We start from the raw sequence: 16,216 nt of genomic DNA on the forward strand, positions 1-16,216 counted from the left end.
TCACCCCTGTCGCTGACTGACCGCCACGGCCATCGGACGCAGCTGGCGCCCGTCATCCCCGTATCCGGGACGCAGGACCTCCACGACGGTCCCCGGCTCGGTGTCCGGATCATCGACGACCCGGACCACCTCGTGTCTGCTCGGGTCGAACGGCACACCGCTCTCCTCCTGGCGCGGGTAGCCGAGCCGCGCCAGTACGTCCACGGCCTGGTCCCGTACGGCCTCGACGCCCTGGAGGACCGAGGCGGGATCGGCGTGGGCGTGCGCCAGGGCCAGTTCGAGATGGTCGATCACGGGGAGCCATTCGGCGGCGGTACGGGCGCGCTCGGCCTCCCGTACCCCTTCCAGCTCCCGGGCATGGCGCTTGCGCAGGTTGTCGAGATCGGCGAGCGCGCGCCGCCAGGCGTCCTGTGCCTCGGCCAGGTCCTTCTGGATGTCGTCCGGCTGACCGTCCGTCCGGGCCTCCCGCGGAGGCGCGGCGTCCGGTTCGTCCGGCGGCGGTACCGGTTCCGGCTCGGTGGCCATGGTGTGACCTCAGCTCCGGTCGAAATCGGCGTCCACGACGTCGTCATCGCCTCCGGTGCCGCTCGCCGGAGGCGGGCCACCGGGCTCCGACGGGCCGGCGGGACCGGTCGGCCGGGCGGCCAGCGCCTGGTAGACCTGCTGGAGTTCGGAGGTCAGCGACCTGACCCGGTCCAGCGTCTCCTCGCCCTTCACCGCCTGGCGGGCATCGGAGACCAGCAGCTGAGCGCGGGCCCGCTCGTGTTCGGGCGCGTTCTCGCCCAGCTCGCCCAGCCTCCGTTCCACCTGGTAGGCGATGGCGTCCAGCTCATTGCGGGCGTCCACGGCCTGCCGCAGGGCCTGATCCTCGCCGCGGTTGCGCTCCGCCTCGGAGATCATGCGCTCCACCTCGGACCGCTCCAGGTTGGAACCCTCGCTGAGGGTGATGCCCTGTTCCTTGCCGGTGTCCTTGTCGCGTGCGGTGACATTCAGGATGCCGTTGGCGTCGATGTCGAAGGTGACCTCGACCTGCGGCTCCCCGCGCGGCGCGGGCCGGATGTCGGTGAGCTGGAAGCGGCCGAGGACCCGGTTGTCGGCAGCGCGCTCGCGCTCGCCCTGGAGGACGACGACATCGACGGCGGGCTGGTTGTCCTCGGCCGTGGAGAAGGTCTCGGTGCGGCGCACCGGAATCGTGGTGTTCCGTTCGACGATCTTCGTCATCACACCGCCGCGTGTCTCCACACCCAGCGAGAGCGGGGTGACGTCCAGCAGCAGTACGTCCTTGACCTCGCCCTTGAGCACCCCGGCCTGTACGGCGGCGCCCAGCGCCACCACCTCGTCCGGGTTGACGCTCATATTCGGGTCCTTGCCGCCGGTCAGCCGCCGGACCAGCGCCTGCACGGCGGGGATCCGGGTCGAGCCGCCGACCAGGATGACCTCGTCGATGTCGCTGTCGGTCACCTTCGCGTCGGACAGCGCCTGCTGGACGGGGCCCAGGCAGCGGTCCACCAGATCGGCGGTGATCTGCTCGAAGGTGGAGCGCATGACGGATTCCGTCAGATGCTTGGGGCCGGTGGCGTCGGCGGTGATGAACGGCAGGCTGACCTGAGTCCGGGTCACCGAACTCAGCTCCGTCTTGGCCTTCTCCGCCGCCTCGAACAGCCGTTGCAGCGCCTGGGTGTCCTCGCGCAGGTCGATCCCGTTCTCCCGCTGGAACGTGTCCGCGAGATGGTCCACCAGCCGGCGGTCGAAGTCGTCGCCGCCGAGGTGCGTGTCGCCCGCGGTGGAACGTACCTCCACCACACCGTCCCCGACGTCCAGGATGCTCACGTCGAAGGTGCCGCCGCCGAGGTCGAAGACGAGCACCGTCTCGTGCTCCTTCTTGTCCAGGCCGTACGCCAGGGCCGCCGCGGTCGGCTCGTTGATGATGCGCAGCACTTCGAGGCCGGCGATCCGCCCGGCGTCCTTGGTCGCGGTGCGCTGGGCGTCGTTGAAGTACGCCGGTACGGTGATGACGGCCTCCGTCACCCGCTCGCCCAGCGACTTCGAGGCGTCCTCGGCGAGCTTGCGCAGCACCAGTGCGCTGATCTCCTCCGGCGCGTACTGCTTGCCGCGGATGTCGAACCGCGCGACGCCGTTCTCGCCCGGTACGACGTCGTACGTCACCGCCTTGATCTCGTCCGCGACCTCGTCGAAGTGCCGGCCGATGAACCGCTTGGCGGAGTAGATGGTGCCCTTGGGATTGAGAATCGCCTGCCGACGGGCCAGCTGGCCCACGAGCCGTTCGCCGGAGTCGGTGAAGCCGACGACGGAGGGGGTGGTGCGGGAGCCCTCGGCGTTGGGGAGGACCGTCGCTTCACCGCCCTCCCACACGGCGATCACCGAATTGGTGGTGCCCAGGTCGATGCCGACTGCCTTGGCCATGAGGTGCTCCCTTGCGTCCACTGCCTTCGTTCGCTGGCTCCGTCCGCTGCCCTCGGGGCAGGGTCACGTCCTCTCCAGCTTGGCGGCGGCGCCGTGCTGATTCCTGCGCCTGAGAGGTCGAAATCCAGGCGGTGACTGGACCTGCCGGTACAGGCCGGTCCGCCCCGGGGCGGACCGGATGCGCGTCCCCGGTCACTCGGTAAAGTTGTTCTGGGGGGCGACTCTCTTCGGGAAGGTTGCGGTCCAGGGGATGAGCACGGCCGCCGGAAGAGCCGGAGCACCGGACACCCCGGGCAGCCGGTCCTCCCGCCTCCACCGTCTGATGGCGTTGTCGGGCGCCCTGTCCGACGGCCATGACGGGCGCGAGGTGCTGCGGCTGGCCGCCTCCGGCGTCGCGCGGCTCGGGCCGTGGCGTACCGAGGCCGGTTATCTCCCGGCCGACGGGCGGCTGGTCCGCTGCCCGCTGGACTCCTCCCCGCCCCCGGACTTCCCGCCCCCGCATTCCTCCCGTCCCCCGGACTCGTGTCTTCCGCCGCGCTCCTGCGCCCCGAGCCGGGCGCTGGACAGCCAGGTCAACGGACTCGGCGGCCGGGACGGCGCCGTCCGGCTCCCCGGCCGTGAGTGGTCATGGGCGTTCGCGCTCCGGGAGCCCGGCGGGCGAGCCGGAAACCCCCCGGCCGGATATCTGGTCGTGAGCGCCGGACAACGGCCTGGCGACGACGACATCGCGCTGCTCGGGCTGCTGGCGCGGCAGACCGGAGCGGCCCTGGCGGGCGCCGCCGCCCACCGCCGGGAGCGGGAGTACGCCGCTGAGCTGAACCGGGCCAGGCAGGACGGGAGCGCGGCCCGTGCGCGGCTGGCCGCCGTGGAGTCCGAACTGACGTACCGGCGGTCGGTGCACGACGCGCTGAGCGGCGCCACGGCCACCGGGGACACCGAGGCGGGGATCGCGTGGACGGTCCACCGGCTGACCGGCTTCTCCGCCGTGGTGGAGGACCAGTTCGGCAATCTGCGGGCCTGGGCCGGCCCCGGCTGCCCCGACCCGTACCCGAAGCCCGACCCCGGACGTCAGGAGCAGCTGATCCTCGACGCGATCCGGGACCCGCGCCCGGTGTATGTCGGGCACCGGCTCACCGCCGTCGCCCGCCACCGCGGCGAGATCCTGGGCACCGTCTCCCTGGTCGACCCCGAGGGCGCCGCGGGGGAGCGGGAGGAGTTCGCGCTCGGTCACGCGTGCGACGCGCTGGCCCTGGAGATGGCGCATCTGCGCAGCCTGGCCGAGATGGAGCTACGGCTGCGCCGCGAGCTGGTCGACGATCTGATCACCGGTACGGACGACGAGAGCGCCTTCGCACGCTCCGCGGCCGTCGGCCACGATCTGCACGGCGCACAGCACCTGGTCGCGGTGGCCTGGACGGGGCTGACCGCCGACGACGCGTTCGTACAGGCGGTGGCCGGTGCGGCGGCCGGCCTGGGGCTCCGGTCGCTGGTGGCCAGACGCTCGGGCCGGGCGGTCCTGGTGGTCCAGGGACGCCCCAAGGGCGAGGAGCTGTATCTGGCGGTCGCCCAGGAACTCGGCTCGCGCGCGGGAGCGATCGGGCTCGGCAGCCGCTGCGACTCCCCGGCCGAGATCCCGCGTTCCTACCAGGAGGCACTGCGGGCACTGGAGGTACGGCAGCGCTCGCGCGTACCCCACGGCGCGACCTCGTTCGACGACCTGGGCCTGTACCGGATCATCGGTACGGGCGACGACTACCGGGAGATCGAGGGGTACGTCCGTGAATGGCTCGGCCCCCTCCTCGACTACGACGCGGCCCACCGGGGCGATCTGGTCCGTACCCTCTCGCAGTACTTCGAGGCGGGCGGAAACTACGACGGCGCGGCCTCCGCCCTCGGCATCCACCGCAGCACGCTGCGCTACCGGCTCCAGCGTCTGCGCGAGATCGGGGGGCACGACCTGGGCGATGTCGAGACGCGCCTCAATCTGCATGTGGCGACCCGGGTGTGGAAGGTCCTGGGCGGCGAGGCCTGACCGCTCGTCGTCCCGCGCGGCGAGTTCGCGTCCGGTCCGCGCGGGGCCGGGGTAGTGGCCCCCGAGGTCGGTGTACGGCGGCGTGCCGCACGCGCGGGGGCCACTGGACGGTAGTCCGTACGGAGGAGTCTTCCGCTCAGGACTGGGGGCGTCGGCCGTGGTTGGCGCCGTTCTTACGACGCGCCTTCTTCTTGCGGCGCCGCTTCGATGACATGACGTCTCCTCTCGCGAGTGGTGATCCTTGCCAGATATGTGCGGATACGCACCGTTCTACCGTGTTTTCATCCGGCGGCCACGGAGCGCTTACCCCACGCTCGTGATCCTCATGCGCCGTGCCGTGTGTACGGCATCCTCAGCTGGACGGTAGAACGTGCCCGGGACAGAGATCTTTCTCTCCCGTGCCCGTGACGGTAAAGGACCGAGAGCTGATGACTGACGACAACGCGGACCTGCTGGCGTTCGTGCGGGCGCGCCTCGACGAGGAGGCAGGACGCGCGCGGGAGGCGGGCGGGGAGCGCTGGCGGTGTCCGCCCGAGATGCCGGGCGAGATCCACGACCGTACCGGCGGGATCGCGTTCACGGTGCGGACGCGCGGCTACGACGAGCACATCGCCCTCCAGAACCCGGAGTACACCCTCCGGCGGATCGAGACGAGCAGGGTCCTCCTCGACGAGTACGCGGAGGTGTCCCACCTGGACACCGACCGTCCGGCGGCCGACTTCCCGTCAGGCCGCGCCGTCGGACTGGGGTTCGTCGTCCGGCAGATGGCGGCGGAACACGCGGGCCATCCCGGCTACCGGGCGAAGTGGCTGCCCCGGTTCGTCCGCTGGGACAGGGCCTGAGGGCTGTCCCGTAATCCGCGCCCGCCAGGGATTACGGGACAGCCCTCAGGGCGTGCTGTGTGAGGGGCAGCACGCCTGCCCCGAGATGTGCTCGGGCGGCGCTTCCGGTGCCTATGGTGTGGATCATGAGTACACACTTTGATGTCGTGGTCCTCGGCGCGGGACCGGGCGGATACACCGCAGCGGTCCGCGCGACGCAACTCGGGCTGCGGACGGCAGTCGTCGAGGCGAAGTACTGGGGCGGTGTCTGTCTGAACGTGGGGTGCATCCCCTCGAAGGCGCTGTTGCGCAACGCGGAACTCGCGCACATCTTCACGCACGAGACGAAGACCTTCGGAATCCGGGTGGAGGGCCGGGTCAGCTTCGACTACACGGAGGCGTTCAAGCGCAGCCGTAAGGTCGCCGACGGCCGGGTGGCCGGTGTGCACTATCTGATGAAGAAGAACGACATCGCCGAGTACGACGGCCGCGGCACGTTCATCGACGACCGCACCCTTCAGGTGGCGCTGTCGGAGGGTGGTACGGAGACCCTGACGTTCGACCACTGCGTCGTCGCGACGGGGACCACGACCCGGCTGCTGCCGGGGACCTCCCTGAGCGAGCGGGTCGTCACGTACGAGGAGCAGATCCTCTCCGACACGCTGCCGGAGAGCATCGTCATCGCCGGGGCGGGCGCCATCGGCGTCGAGTTCGCGTACGTGCTGCACAACTACGGGGTGAAGGTCACGATCGTCGAATTCCTGAACCGGCTCGTGCCCTTGGAGGACGCCGAGATCTCCAAGGAACTCGCCAAACGCTACCGGCGTCTGGGCATCGAGGTGCTGACCTCCACCCGGGTCGAGGCGATCGACGACAGCGATCCGTCGGCGAAGGTACGGGTCACCGTCTCGCGCGACGGACAGCGGCAGGTGCTGGAGACCGACAAGGTCCTCCAGGCGATCGGTTTCGCGCCACGTACCGCCGGCTACGGCCTGGAGAACACCGGCGTTCGGCTGACCGAGCGCGGAGCGATCGACGTGGACGGACGCGGCCGTACCAGCGTGCCGCACATCTTCGCGATCGGGGATGTCACGGCGAAGCTGATGCTGGCCCACGCCGCGGAGTCCATGGGGGTGATCGCGGCCGAGACGATCGCCGGCGCGGAGACCATGGAGCTGGACTTCGTGATGATCCCGCGCGCCACCTACTGTCAGCCGCAGATCGCCAGTTTCGGCTGGACCGAGGAGCAGGCGCGCGAACAGGGCCATGACGTGAAGGTGGTGAAGTTCCCCTTCACCGCGAACGGCAAGGCCCATGGTCTGGGCGACCCGGTCGGTTTCGTGAAGCTGATCAGCGACAACCGGTACGGCGAACTGCTCGGCGCGCATCTGATCGGCCCCGAGGTCACCGAGTTGCTGCCGGAGCTGACGCTCGCCCAGCAGTGGGATCTGACGGTCCATGAGGTGGCGCGCAATGTGCACGCCCATCCGACGCTGGGCGAAGCGGTCAAGGAGGCTGTCCACGGTCTGGCGGGACACATGATCAATTTCTGAGCCCAGCGGCGGGGGTGGGGCAGAGGGGTTGGTTCCGTATCGTCAACGCCCCTCTGCCGGAGGGCTCTTGACGGGTGGTTGGTCCAGTCCTATCTTCCACTCAACCATTCAAAATCTGAGCCAGCGTTCATGTATGTGAAGTGCGGGCTCTGATCGCGTCCCCCCACCAGAGAGGTAAGTGAGACATGTTCACACGCCTTCGGACGTTCACGGTTCTCGCCGCAGTGGGCGCTTCCTCATTCCTCGCCGCCCCGCACGCCTCCGCCGAGGTGGAGCCCGGCGGGTGGACCTCCGTCTCGCCCACCTTCACGGTCCAGGAGCGAGGGTGCGGCCAGGTCGACGGTCTGACGTTCACGCTCACCTGCTCCACCGCGAGCGGCGACCAGCGCGCCGAACGCAGGTACGCCACCTACACCGGGGGCACCCGGCAGTTCGAGGGCTACTTCCGCATCAGCAGCCTGAGCGGTACACGCATCAGCCTCAAGCAGACGTTCAACGAGTCGGCGGCCGGCCCCTATTTCATGCTGGCCGCCGAGCGGGGCGGGCGGCTGTACGCGGTCCACGGCGGCGACACGCTCTCGAACGCGGGCACCGTCGGTGCGACGGTCCGCGTCAACACCGTCCACCAGGTCGGCACCTCGCACCGCACGTACATCAACGGGTCGCTCAAGCACACCTACGACAGCCCCGGCGGCAGCTTCTACGACAAGTTCGGCGCCTATCGGACCAACAGCGGCAACGGACCGGCCACGGTGGTCTGGAGCGACGTCCGCTTCTGGCGCAAGTAGCGGACCCGCCCGTGCGTCCAGCGATCCGAGCGGCGGTGCCGGCCGTCGCGCTCGCGCTCGCGGCAGCGGCGTGTTCCACGCAGCCGCCGGCCGAGCGCCCCGCCCGGGGACCCGCCACGTCCCCGGGCGGGGCCACCGCCACCCCGCGAAAGCCGCCGACCGGCGACGGAGCGGCCGCCACGCTCCGCGCGGTCCTCACCACACCCACCGATATCGATCTCAGCTGGCGGGGCGGCGGGCCCGGCGCCTTTGGCCATGTGCTGGAGTTCGCGACCGACGAGGCGGGCCCGTACACCGTCCTCCAGTACCTGCCACCGGGCGTGACGAGCTACCGTCACCCCGATCTGATGCCGCGCACGACCTTCTTCTACCGCCTCCGGACCTTCGACGGTCCGGCGTCGGCGCCGGTCGACGTCGCCCTGCCGCCGGGCGAACTGACCACGGAGGACCAGGAGTCCGGCCACGACTGGCTGGCTCCGCGCAAGGACCCCGGACGGTCCGCGACCGGTCGTTCCGTCCGGGCCGGAGGAGCCGCCGCACCCTCCGGGCTCAAGGCCGTGGTCAAGCATGCGAACGGCATTCTCTTCACCTGGACCGATCACGCCACGGACGAAGAGGGGTTCCTGCTGGAGGCACGCACCCGGGGCGGTTCCGCTTACGCGCCGGTCGCCGTCCTCGACCCCGACATCAACTCCTGCGGTCTGATCACGCTCCCCACCGAGAAACGGGCCTCGTACCGCGTCCGCGCGTTCACCTACGGCGCGCGGTCGAACGTCCCCCGGCTGACAACCGGAGAGCCGGCGGCGGATCAGCGTTAGATGCTGTCAGGCGGACGCCCTGACCACCAGCTCGGGCGCGAACAGCTCCGACCGTACGGCCTGGCCCGGCCGGGCGATCCTGCGCAGCAGGAGCTGGGCCGTCGCGGAGGCCATCTCCTCGACCGGCTGCCGCACGGTGGTCAGCGGCGGGTCGCAGGACTGGGCGGCATGGCTGTCGTCGAAGCCCACCACCGCCACGTCCCGCGGCACGTCCCTGCCCGCGCGCTGCAGGACCGGCAGCGCGCCGAGCGCCATGAGGTCGGACGCCACGAACAGTCCGTCCAGATCCGGCCGCCGAGCGAGCAGCTCCCGTACGGCCGAGGCGCCCCCCGTGTGGGTGAAGTCGCCCTCCGCCCAGGGGACCTCATCGATGCCGCGCTCCGCCAGAGCCGCGCGGAACCCCTCCAGGCGCTCCCGTGCCGCGGGCATGTCCTGCGGTCCGGCCACCGAGCCGATCCGGGTGCGGCCCAGCGACACCAGATGGTCGGCGGCCAGCCGGGCTCCCGCGCGCTGGTCGGCCTCCACGAACGCGAGCGAGGAATCGCGCCGCGGACGCCCCGACAGAACGGCGGGCAGCCGGGTGTCGGCGAGCAGCCGCGGCAGCGGGTCGTCCACATGCGACGAGATCAACACCACCCCGTCCACATGTCCTTGACGCAGATACGAGAGGGTCTGGAGACGGGAGGCCTCGTCGTCGACCAGCATCAGGACGAGATGGACGCCCGCGGGCCGCAGCACATCGACCAGTCCGCTGACGACGCGCCCGAAGTGCGGGTCGGTGAACACCCGGCCGAGGAAGGGGGCGGCGGCGTGGCGCTTCTCCTGTTCCGAGACCACGAGCGCCACCGAACCCGTCCGCCGGGTCACGAGCGAGCGGGCCGCGCGGTTGGGTACGTACCCGGTGGCGGCCACGGCGTTCTCCACGGCGTGCCGGAGCGTCCGGTCCACCGTGGGGGTCTCATTGATGACCCGGGACACCGTGGCCCGGGACACACCGGCGACGCGGGCCACGTCCTCCAGTGTCACCGGGCGGGAAGGGCGCGGGGAGTCGGCATCCATGGAGTCTTTTATATCCGCGCCCTTCTCGTCGGCGCACCGGCGGGCAGTGGCCGTCCGTATCGGCCCTTCCGCGTCAGCCCTTCTGCTCGACCCGCACCCAGTCGATCTCGGCCTGGACGCCGCCCTGGGCGACGCGGTCGACGCTGGACTGCGGCAGACCCCAGTACGGCGTGGTGACCTTGTTCCAGCCGGCCGGATAGGCGCCGCCGAGAGCGAGGTTGAGAATCACGTACTGGTTGTGGTCGAAGACCCACTGGCCGCGCGTGGACTCCAGCTTGTTGCGGGTCGTCTCCTGGACGATCCGGTCATCCACGAAGAACCGCATGGTGGTGGGCGTCCACTCGACCGCGTACGTGTGCCACTGGTCCGCGCTTCCCCCGCCGGGGTAGTACTGCTGCGCGCCGATGTTGCCGTCGGCGGAGTAGCCCGGCCCGTGCAGGGCGCTGCTGGTCCAGTTGCCGTAGCCGATGTTCTCCATGATGTCCGTCTCGCCCGAGGCGGGCCAGGACACGGCCGGATCGTCGACATTGCTGCCGAGCAGCCAGAAGGCGGGCCAGTAGCCGTCGCCCACCGGGAGCTTCAGACGGGCGCTGACCTTGCCGTACGTGAAGTCGAACTTGGTGTTGGTGTCGATACGCCCCGAGGTGAAGTCGTACGTACCGCCGCCCGCCTGGGTGCAGCCCTTGCAGTACTTCGGGGTCAGGATCAGACTGCCGTTCGCGGTACGGATGTTGTCGGGGGAGTCGACATACGCCTGGGCCTCACCGTTGACCGAGCCCATCTCCTGGCCGGTCCTGACGACCCGCCACTTGGAGCGGTCGAGCGAGGCTCCCGTGAAGTCGTCGAAGAACGTCGTACGGTACGTGCCCCCCTGCTCGCCGGGGAGCGCGGGATAGGCCGCCGCCGCGCTGCCGCCGGTGCCCCACACCTGGAACTCGTAGAGCGAGTAACCGAATTGGGCCGTGGCGGGCGCCGGGTTGTAGAAGGAACGCCGCTCCTTGCCGAGCATACGTACATAGCGCCCGGTGGCGGGTGTGGAGAGCGTGACGGTGTCATGGCGCCCGGCCGCCTCGGCCGGGGACTTGATGTCGGCGCGGCGCGCGGCGACCTCGGCGGCGGACGGGCGGTGGACGGTGCGCCAGGTCCTGTTGTCGTCGGAGACCTGGATCTCGAAGTCGACGGCGTACGCGGCTTCCCAGTACAGGTCAACGCTGTTGATGGTGGAGGACGCGCCGAGGTCGACGGAGACCCAGCGATCGGCGTTCCAGTCGCTCGCCCACCGGGTCTGGTCGCCCTTGAGGGCGGCGGGCCAGCCGCCGTCGGTGACGAACGCCGGCGAATTGCCCGCGTGCTGGTAGAGGTTGCTGTACGCCGGATGGTGGAGCGCGAGATTGGCGCGGGTGGTGGAGGCGGCTGCCGGGGTGCCGCCGTAGATCTTGAAGGAGTACAGCGAGTAGCCATAGGGCGTGGCGCGTTCGACGCCGCGCAGACGTACGTACCGGCCCCTGATCTCCTGCGGATAGGTGTGGGCGGTGACGGTCCCGCCCGTGCCCGCGTCCTCGGTGTAGAAGGGCCGCCAGCTGGTGCCGTCGCCCGACACCTCCAGCACGTACTTCTTGCCGTAGGCGGCCTCCCAGTCGAGGGTGACCCGGTCGATACGGAGGGTCTGGCCCAGATCGACCCGGATCCAGGCGTCGTCGGCCGCGTTGCTCGACCAGCGGGTCGCGCCGTTGCCGTCGAAGGCGGCGCCGGGCCCCAGGTCGGCGCTCTCACTGCCGGACGCGGTGGCGGCGGCCGGGTTCGCGCTCTGGGCCTCGGCCGCGAGGTCACTGTCCCAGGCCGCGGCCGCGGCCCGGGGGGCGCCGGTCGCGCTCGGAGCCGTCGCCGCCGTCAACGCGGCGACGACAGCGGCGGCGGAGGCGAAGAGAAGACGTGGGCGCATGGCTCTCCTTCGAGAGGGGTGAGGGAGCTCGGAACACAGCCCGCGGGGAAGAGGCGGGGCTGAGGAGACCACAGCGAGAGAGCGCTCTCGTGGAACGTAGAAGCAGCCCCGTAAGGTGTCAAGGCACCCGCGGCACGCAGATTCCCGTCCAGTGGAATCGTCACTTCGTGAATACAACCCCGCACACCGGGAAGCATGCTCGATCAGCCCTGATAGCCCTTCATATCCCGCTATTCCAGGGCGGGTTGGGAGCCGACGCGTTGCGGAACCGGTCATCTCCCTTGACGAGCTGTTCACATGCCGTGAACATGCCTGAGTGAGAGAGCGCTCCCCACCACCCCCACCGTTCACATTCTGAACAAGGAGAGCCGCCATGCCTACTCCCCCCACACGCCGTACGGTTCTTGGCGTCATGGCAGCCGCCGCGTCCGCGCCGAGCGTGCTCGCCCTGTCCTCGCCCGCGTCCGCGCGTACCGGCGCCGCGGCCCTGCCCGGCGGTGGTGATCTGGGGCCGAACGTGCTGGTCTTCGATCCGTCGACGCCGAACATCCAGGGCAGGCTGGACGAGATCTTCCGGCAGCAGGAGTCGGCGCAGTTCGGCCCGGGCCGCTACCAGCTGCTGTTCAAGCCCGGCACGTACAACAACATCAACGCGCAGCTCGGCTTCTACACCTCGATCTCCGGACTCGGGCTCTCGCCCGACGACACCACCTTCAACGGTGATGTGACCGTGGACGCCGGCTGGTTCAACGGCAACGCCACCCAGAACTTCTGGCGCTCCGCCGAGAACCTGGCCCTCAACCCCGTCAGCGGCACCAACCGGTGGGCCGTCGCCCAGGCAGCCCCCTTCCGCCGAATGCACGTCAAGGGCGGCCTCAACCTCGCACCCAACGGATACGGCTGGGCCAGCGGCGGCTACATCGCCGACAGCCGCGTCGACGGCACCGTCGGCCCCTACTCCCAGCAGCAGTGGTACACCCGCGACAGCTCCGTCGGCGGCTGGACCAACGCCGTCTGGAACATGACCTTCTCCGGCGTCGAAGGCGCCCCCGCCCAAAGCTTCCCCAACCCGCCCTACACCACCCTCAACAACACCCCCGTCTCACGCGAAAAGCCCTTCCTCTACCTCGACGGCGCCGACTACAAGGTCTTCCTGCCGGAGCTGCGCACCAACGCGCGCGGCACCACCTGGGGAAGCGGCACGCCCAGGGGTACGTCCCTGCCGCTCACCCAGTTCTACGTCGCCAAGCCCGGCGTCTCCGCGGCCACCCTCAACGAGGCGCTCACACAGGGGCTCAACCTGCTGTTCACGCCCGGCGTCTACCACCTCGACCAGACCGTCCGCGTCGAGCGCGCGAACACGGTGGTCCTCGGCCTCGGCTACGCCACGCTCGTGCCGGACAACGGGGTGACGGCGATGAGGGTCGCCGATGTCGACGGGGTACGGCTCGCGGGCTTCCTGATCGACGCGGGAACCGTCAACTCCGCCACCCTGCTGGAGATCGGGCCGCAGGGCACCTCCACCGACCACTCCGCCAACCCGACCACCGTGCAGGACGTCTTCATCAGGATCGGCGGCGCCGGTCCCGGCAAGGCCACCACCAGCATGGTCGTCAACAGCCGGCACACCATCATCGACCACACCTGGGTCTGGCGCGCCGACCACGGGGACGGCGTGGGCTGGGAGACCAACCGGGCCGACTACGGTGTGATCGTCAACGGCGACGACGTGCTGGCGACCGGGCTGTTCGTCGAGCACTTCAACAAGTACGACGTCCAGTGGAACGGCCAGCGGGGCCGCACCATCTTCTTCCAGAACGAGAAGGCCTACGACGCCCCCAACCAGGCCGCCATCCAGAACGGCGCCACCAGGGGCTACGCCGCCTACAAGGTCGCCGACACCGTGACCACGCACGAGGGCTGGGGCCTGGGCAGCTACTGCTACTACAACGTCGACCCGAGCATCCGCCAGGCCCACGGCTTCGCCGCGCCCGCGGTCCCGGGCGTGAAGTTCCACGGCCTGCTCGTCGTCTCGCTCAGCGGCAATGGGCAGTACGACCACGTCATCAACGCCATCGGCGCCGCCACCTCGGGCACGACCACGGTGCCCTCGACGGTGGTGTCCTTCCCCTGACGGCGAGCAGCGCGCGCCGTGAGCGGCAGGACCGCTCGCGGCGCGCGCTGTCACGGTACGGCGCCCGGCGGGCGGGCCCCGGCGGGTCCGCCATCCGTACGGTCCAACACCGCGCGCGGCCGACCGCACGCGGGCGTCCAATGGACGGGTGACCGCGCCTCCGGACGACTGCCTCGCGCGCAACGAGTGGATCTGCGGCGACTACCTCTCCACCCGCCGCACGATCCTGTGGGACGCGGTGCTCCAGCATCTCCATCTGACCTTCCTCGCCATCCTGCTCGCGCTGGTCATCGCCGTCCCCCTGGCCCTGGCCGCCCGCCGCTGGAACTGGGCGGTCGGGCCCGTGCTCGGCATCACGACCATCCTCTACACCATCCCCTCGCTCGCGATGTTCTCCCTGCTGCTGCCGCTGTACGGACTGGCCGCCTCGCTCGTCGTCGCCGGGCTGGTCCTCTACTCGCTGACCCTGCTCGTACGGAACATCCTGGCCGGACTGCGCGCCGTTCCCGAGGAGACCCTGGAGGCCGCCCGGGGGATGGGATACGGACCGGTCCGTATGCTGCTCACCGTCGAGCTGCCACTCGCTCTCCCCGCCGCCATGGCCGGGCTGCGGATCGCGACCGTCTCCGCCGTCTCCCTCGTCACCATCGGGGCGATCGTCGGCTACGGAGGGCTCGGCAATCTCATCTACGCCGGGATGAACACCTTCTTCAAGGCGCAGGTGCTCACCGCCTCCGTACTCTGCGTGATCATCGCCGTCGCCGCCGATCTGCTGCTGCTCGGACTCCAGCGGCTGCTCACCCCCTGGGCGAGGGAGCGCCGCGCGTGAACACCCTCGCGGCGGCCTGGTCCTGGCTCACCAGCGCCTCGAACTGGGCCGGGTCCGGCGGGGTCTGGAACCGGCTCGGCGAGCATCTGTTCCTCACCGTCGTCTGTCTGGTCATCAGCTGTGCGATCGCGCTGCCCGTCGCGCTGGTCCTCGGCCATCTGGGCAGGGGCGGCGCGCTGGCCGTCAATATCTCCAATGTCGGCCGGGCCGTGCCGACCTTCGCCGTTCTCGTCCTGTTGCTGCTCACCCCGATCGGCACACATGGACAGTGGCCGACGATCATCGCGCTGGTGCTGTTCGCGATCCCGCCGCTGCTCACCAACGCCTACGTGGGCATGCGCGGGGTGGACCGTGATGTCGTCCAGGCCGCCCGAGGCATGGGGATGACGGGCAGTCAGCTGCTCCGGCGGGTCGAGGCGCCGCTCGCCCTGCCGCTGATCCTCACGGGCGTACAGATCGCCGCCGTCCAACTGGTGGCGACCGCGACCCTCGCGGCCCTGGTGGGCGGCGGCGGGCTCGGCCGGATCATCACCGCCGGATTCAATCTCGCCGACACGCCCCAGGTGGTCGCGGGCGCGGTGCTCGTCGCCCTGTTCGCGCTGCTGGTGGAGGGGGTGTTCGAGCTGGCGCGGCGGCTGGGGCCTTTCGTTTGGATCAGGCCGGATCAGGGAGCGGGGTCCGGTGCCGTGAATCGCAAGGCGGAGAAGGGAGCCGACGCGGAGCATCGGCGACCGACGACAACGCGGCGAGGCGCGGCACCGGGGCACGCGAGCCCGGCAAGACCCGGACGAGAGGGCCCAGGGCCGCGTGGGGTGAGGGGCGCGGGATGAGAGCGGCGCGTACCGGCGCCGCCGCCCTGGTCGCCGCGCTCCTCCTGGCCACCGGCTGCGCCACCGGACCGTCCCTGGAGAACCGGGGCGATGTCACCGCACCGCCCGGCGACAGCAAGCAGCTGACCATCGGCTCGGCCGGCTTCACCGAGAGCGATCTGCTCGCCCAGATGTACGCGCTCCTGCTGAACAGCGCGGGGTACCACACCCGGATCCTCTCCGTCACCAACCGGGAGATCTACGAACCGGCCCTGGAGAGCGGCCAGATCGATGTCGTACCGGAGTACGCGGCGACCTTCGCCGACTGGCTGAACGCCAAGGCCCACGGCCCCGACGCGAAACCCGTCGGCTCACCCGATCTGGGCGCGACGATGAAGGCGCTGCGCTCCCTCGCCGAGCCGCGCGGGCTGACCGTCCTCGATCCGGGCCGCGCCGTCGACCAGAACGCCTTCGCCGTCACCACCGCCTACGCCAGGAAGCACCGGCTCAGAACACTCAGCGACCTGGGCCGCTCCCGGCTGCCGGTCAGGCTCGCGGCGGGCGACGAGTGCGTACGGCGCCCCTACTGCGAGCCGGGTCTGAAGAAGACGTACGGCATCGACATCACCGCCGTCGACCCCAAGGGGGTGGGGACGACGCCGGCGAAGCGGGCCGTGCAGAACGGTCAGGACCAGATGGTCCTGACCACGACCACCGACGCGACGCTCGACCAGTTCGGCCTGGTGCTCCTCGCCGACGACAGACATCTCCAGAACGCCGATTACCTCGTGCCCGTCGTCAACCGCGCGCGGGCCGGCGGCAAGGGCGTGACCACGGCACTGGACAAGCTGAACACCGTGCTCACCACCGACGACCTGGCGTCGCTGAACCAGCGGGTGGACAGCTGGCGCCGGCTCCCCGAGGACGTCGCACGGACCTATCTGGAATCGAAAAGGCTGATCCCGGCCTCGCACTGAGTCCCCGGCGCGGGGGCTGTCCCCGGCCGG

At 70.4% G+C, this 16,216-nt stretch carries 14 protein-coding genes; 9 read left to right on the forward strand and 5 right to left on the reverse strand.

Features of this window, described 5'->3' with window-relative positions; genetic code table 11:
* Positions 1-525: a nucleotide exchange factor GrpE gene (locus tag ACFRMN_RS33335; RefSeq protein ID WP_383026860.1), complete on the reverse strand. Its 525-nt coding sequence runs from the start codon at positions 523-525 to the stop codon at positions 1-3.
* Positions 526-534: 9 nt separating this feature from the next.
* Positions 535-2,424 carry a molecular chaperone DnaK gene (gene dnaK / locus ACFRMN_RS33340; protein ID WP_383026863.1) on the reverse strand — a complete coding sequence of 630 codons (1,890 nt, stop codon included), beginning with the start codon at positions 2,422-2,424 and terminating at the stop codon, positions 535-537.
* Positions 2,425-2,674: 250 nt separating this feature from the next.
* On the opposite strand from dnaK, the gene ACFRMN_RS33345 reads away from it, so the two are divergent.
* Positions 2,675-4,456, forward strand: coding sequence for a PucR family transcriptional regulator (locus ACFRMN_RS33345; RefSeq protein WP_383026866.1), 1,782 nt, complete (start codon positions 2,675-2,677; stop codon positions 4,454-4,456).
* A gap of 136 nt (positions 4,457-4,592) precedes the next feature.
* On the opposite strand, the gene ACFRMN_RS33350 is transcribed toward ACFRMN_RS33345, so the two are convergent.
* A complete protein-coding gene (locus tag ACFRMN_RS33350) occupies positions 4,593-4,670 on the reverse strand; it encodes a 50S ribosomal protein bL37 (protein WP_372486533.1) in 78 nt (25 codons plus the stop codon).
* 214 nt (positions 4,671-4,884) lie between these two features.
* Between ACFRMN_RS33350 and ACFRMN_RS33355 the strand changes: the two genes are divergently transcribed.
* From ACFRMN_RS33355 to ACFRMN_RS33370, 4 genes are all read left to right on the forward strand, one after another.
* Positions 4,885-5,298: a DUF6221 family protein gene (locus ACFRMN_RS33355; protein WP_383026868.1), complete on the forward strand. Its 414-nt coding sequence runs from the start codon at positions 4,885-4,887 to the stop codon at positions 5,296-5,298.
* 125 nt (positions 5,299-5,423) lie between these two features.
* Positions 5,424-6,830 (forward strand): dihydrolipoyl dehydrogenase, encoded by a 1,407-nt coding sequence (gene lpdA, locus ACFRMN_RS33360; RefSeq protein WP_383026871.1) that lies wholly within the window; start codon positions 5,424-5,426, stop codon positions 6,828-6,830.
* A 185-nt stretch (positions 6,831-7,015) separates the two neighbouring features.
* Entirely contained in the window at positions 7,016-7,618 is a 603-nt protein-coding gene (locus tag ACFRMN_RS33365) for a hypothetical protein (protein ID WP_383026874.1), read from the forward strand.
* A gap of 11 nt (positions 7,619-7,629) precedes the next feature.
* A complete protein-coding gene (locus ACFRMN_RS33370) occupies positions 7,630-8,436 on the forward strand; it encodes a fibronectin type III domain-containing protein (protein WP_383026877.1) in 807 nt (268 codons plus the stop codon).
* 6 nt (positions 8,437-8,442) lie between these two features.
* Here ACFRMN_RS33370 and ACFRMN_RS33375 read toward each other — a convergent pair whose 3' ends face one another.
* On the reverse strand, positions 8,443-9,495 hold the full coding sequence (locus ACFRMN_RS33375; protein ID WP_383026880.1) for a LacI family DNA-binding transcriptional regulator: 1,053 nt from the start codon (positions 9,493-9,495) through the stop codon (positions 8,443-8,445).
* A gap of 73 nt (positions 9,496-9,568) precedes the next feature.
* Positions 9,569-11,437: a discoidin domain-containing protein gene (locus tag ACFRMN_RS33380; protein ID WP_383026883.1), complete on the reverse strand. Its 1,869-nt coding sequence runs from the start codon at positions 11,435-11,437 to the stop codon at positions 9,569-9,571.
* Positions 11,438-11,810: 373 nt separating this feature from the next.
* Between ACFRMN_RS33380 and ACFRMN_RS33385 the strand changes: the two genes are divergently transcribed.
* The 4 genes from ACFRMN_RS33385 to ACFRMN_RS33400 all read left to right on the forward strand — a co-directional run bounded on the left by ACFRMN_RS33385 (position 11,811) and on the right by ACFRMN_RS33400 (position 16,186).
* Positions 11,811-13,571: a coagulation factor 5/8 type domain-containing protein gene (locus ACFRMN_RS33385; RefSeq protein ID WP_383026885.1), complete on the forward strand. Its 1,761-nt coding sequence runs from the start codon at positions 11,811-11,813 to the stop codon at positions 13,569-13,571.
* A gap of 148 nt (positions 13,572-13,719) precedes the next feature.
* Positions 13,720-14,400, forward strand: coding sequence for an ABC transporter permease (locus ACFRMN_RS33390; RefSeq protein ID WP_383026888.1), 681 nt, complete (start codon positions 13,720-13,722; stop codon positions 14,398-14,400).
* Positions 14,397-15,230 (forward strand): ABC transporter permease, encoded by an 834-nt coding sequence (locus tag ACFRMN_RS33395; protein ID WP_383026891.1) that lies wholly within the window; start codon positions 14,397-14,399, stop codon positions 15,228-15,230. Before ACFRMN_RS33390 ends, ACFRMN_RS33395 begins: the two co-directional genes overlap by 4 nt.
* Positions 15,227-16,186: an ABC transporter substrate-binding protein gene (locus ACFRMN_RS33400; RefSeq protein WP_383026894.1), complete on the forward strand. Its 960-nt coding sequence runs from the start codon at positions 15,227-15,229 to the stop codon at positions 16,184-16,186. Before ACFRMN_RS33395 ends, ACFRMN_RS33400 begins: the two co-directional genes overlap by 4 nt.
* The last annotated feature ends 30 nt before the right edge of the window (positions 16,187-16,216 follow it).

This window comes from Streptomyces sp. NPDC056835, from assembly GCF_042789485.1.
In the GTDB taxonomy this organism is placed as follows: Bacteria; Actinomycetota; Actinomycetes; order Streptomycetales; family Streptomycetaceae; genus Streptomyces.